Below are 1,788 nucleotides of genomic sequence, written 5' to 3'. Positions count from 1 at the left end.
GCTAACCTGACTAGAATCACGCCTGCTGTTATCCGTTGCAATCGGAAAACCAATTCACCAAAATCTTTATCTGAAGTAATGAGTAGACAACCTTCTTTGCTCGCGATATCAAGCACGTCATCATCAGAAATACCAGGTTCCAATTCCATCACATACAAAACAAAATGCCCATCTTGCCGCAGGCGATTCACGATGGGAGCATCCAGGTTTTCATCTGCCAAAAATTTTACGAAGCAATCTCAACAGGATAAACAACATCTGAGCGCAAAACCTCTAACGCAAACCTTAAAGCTGCTGCGATCGCCTCCTCTGTTAGTTGTGGATGGGCTTGTAAAATCTGCTCAGTTGTCTCTCCTGCTGCCAACTTTTCTAAGATTAGCTCCACAGTTATACGAGTTCCCGCAATCACTGGCTTCCCCATCATGACTTTGGGATTAGATGAAATGACTTGCTCTTGGCTCATAGGACTTTACTTAAAGACTTTTATCCTATACCTTAACGAATTCTATGAACGTCCGTAAACTCCGCTCGCTTGGCACTAAATCAACATACAGAATTGTCTCAATGCCAATTTGAGTAACTTTTAGCCGGATGTCGTTAGGTGCCAGCAAATTGAAGTAGTCTTCCAGTTGCATGAAGCAAGTACTCTGAACTGTTTGACTCCAATCATAAACGACAACTATTTCTGAAATCGATGGGAATTTACGTGATGATGTTTACCAATGAGCAAGTCTATGAACGACTTGATGATGTATTGGAGGCGATTGCTCAGACAGTTTGTGAATTACGGCAATCAACTCCACCTTGCCAAGAAGAGGGGGAGACTGAGAAGGGTAAGCCAACAACTATTGCTATTACTCCTCACGGTCGCTATCATCACAGCCTGTAGCGGTACAACAATCGAGCATCGCCAAAGGCTAACTCCTAAACCACCCTCAACTCCTTGCCGAACGGTGCAACACCCAATGGGTGAAACTTGTGTTCCGAATGAACCTCAACGAATTATTATCATTTCCTACGAGATACTAGGTCACGCGCCTACTCTGGGTGTTAAACCAATTGGCAGTAATGCTTTACGTGGAGAGTTAAATGCAACCTACATAAGCGATCAATCTTACCTGGGCAATAGGGTAGAAGGAATCAAGAATATAGGCTTTGTACGTTCTCCCAATGTGGAGAAAATTTTGGAACTTAAACCTGATTTAATTTTGGCATGGGAAGATGCTGAACAAAGCTATCCTATGCTTTCAAAAATTGCTCCAACCGTCATAATCTCAACGGACTTAATAGAAGAAAACTGGAAAAAAGGATTTGACGTTATTGCCAAATTATTAGGCAAAGAAGAAGCACAGCAAGTTTTACATCGCTACAACCAACGCATTGAACAATTAAACATGGCTCTAGGTAATAACTATCAAAATAAAACAATTTCTGTTGCTTTTTCTTACGGTCAGAACGCATACATCTATGTGAAAAACTCCTTTATAGGTTCTATCCTCGAAGATTTAGGGCTAAAACGTCCCCCAGCACAAAATGTTTCTGTGGATGGTAGTAGGATAGACGGCATCTCTGAAGAACGGCTAGACCTAATAGACGGTGATATCTTATTTTTTGGAGTTTCCGATTTAGGACATTTAGAAGCCTATGAGAACTTGAAACAAAAACCTCTTTGGAAAAACCTAAAAGCTGTTCAAAAAGGCAGGTTTATCTTTTTGGTGTTAATGCATGGGCAGGAAATAGCCCACTTGCAGCTAATATTGTGATTAATGATTTATATAAATATTTAGT

4 protein-coding genes and 1 pseudogene are annotated in these 1,788 nt (G+C 40.8%); 2 read left to right on the top strand and 3 right to left on the bottom strand.

The window, feature by feature from the left end:
- The 3 genes and pseudogenes from CSQ79_RS26850 to CSQ79_RS29090 all read right to left on the bottom strand — a co-directional run.
- Positions 1–221 (bottom strand): DUF5615 family PIN-like protein (locus tag CSQ79_RS26850; protein WP_289501598.1); only part of this gene is annotated, 221 nt, incomplete at its 3' end.
- A gap of 5 nt (positions 222–226) precedes the next feature.
- Entirely contained in the window at positions 227–463 is a 237-nt protein-coding gene (locus CSQ79_RS26845) for a DUF433 domain-containing protein (protein ID WP_099704156.1), read from the bottom strand.
- 85 nt (positions 464–548) lie between these two features.
- Positions 549–635: pseudogene (locus CSQ79_RS29090) on the bottom strand (DUF433 domain-containing protein); the annotation flags it as partial.
- A 17-nt stretch (positions 636–652) separates the two neighbouring features.
- On the opposite strand from CSQ79_RS29090, the gene CSQ79_RS26840 reads away from it, so the two are divergent.
- Positions 653–889, top strand: coding sequence for a DUF559 domain-containing protein (locus CSQ79_RS26840; RefSeq protein ID WP_289501599.1), 237 nt, complete (start codon positions 653–655; stop codon positions 887–889).
- Positions 890–965: 76 nt separating this feature from the next.
- Positions 966–1,763 carry an iron-siderophore ABC transporter substrate-binding protein gene (locus CSQ79_RS26835; RefSeq protein WP_289501596.1) on the top strand — a complete coding sequence of 266 codons (798 nt, stop codon included), beginning with the start codon at positions 966–968 and terminating at the stop codon, positions 1,761–1,763.
- Positions 1,764–1,788 lie beyond the last annotated feature (25 nt).

Source organism: Gloeocapsopsis sp. IPPAS B-1203, assembly GCF_002749975.1.
Classification (GTDB): Bacteria; Cyanobacteriota; Cyanobacteriia; order Cyanobacteriales; family Chroococcidiopsidaceae; genus Gloeocapsopsis.
Note: the sequence above shows the minus strand (reverse complement) of the source record. Positions and strands in the feature narration are given on the sequence as shown.

Bases quoted from the DNA above. Each gene is read 5' to 3' on its own strand.
- CSQ79_RS26845 (WP_099704156.1), bottom strand. From the start codon at position 463: ATGAGCCAAGAGCAAGTCATTTCATCTAATCCCAAAGTCATGATGGGG.
- CSQ79_RS26835 (WP_289501596.1), top strand. From the start codon at position 966: ATGGGTGAAACTTGTGTTCCGAATGAACCTCAACGAATTATTATCATT.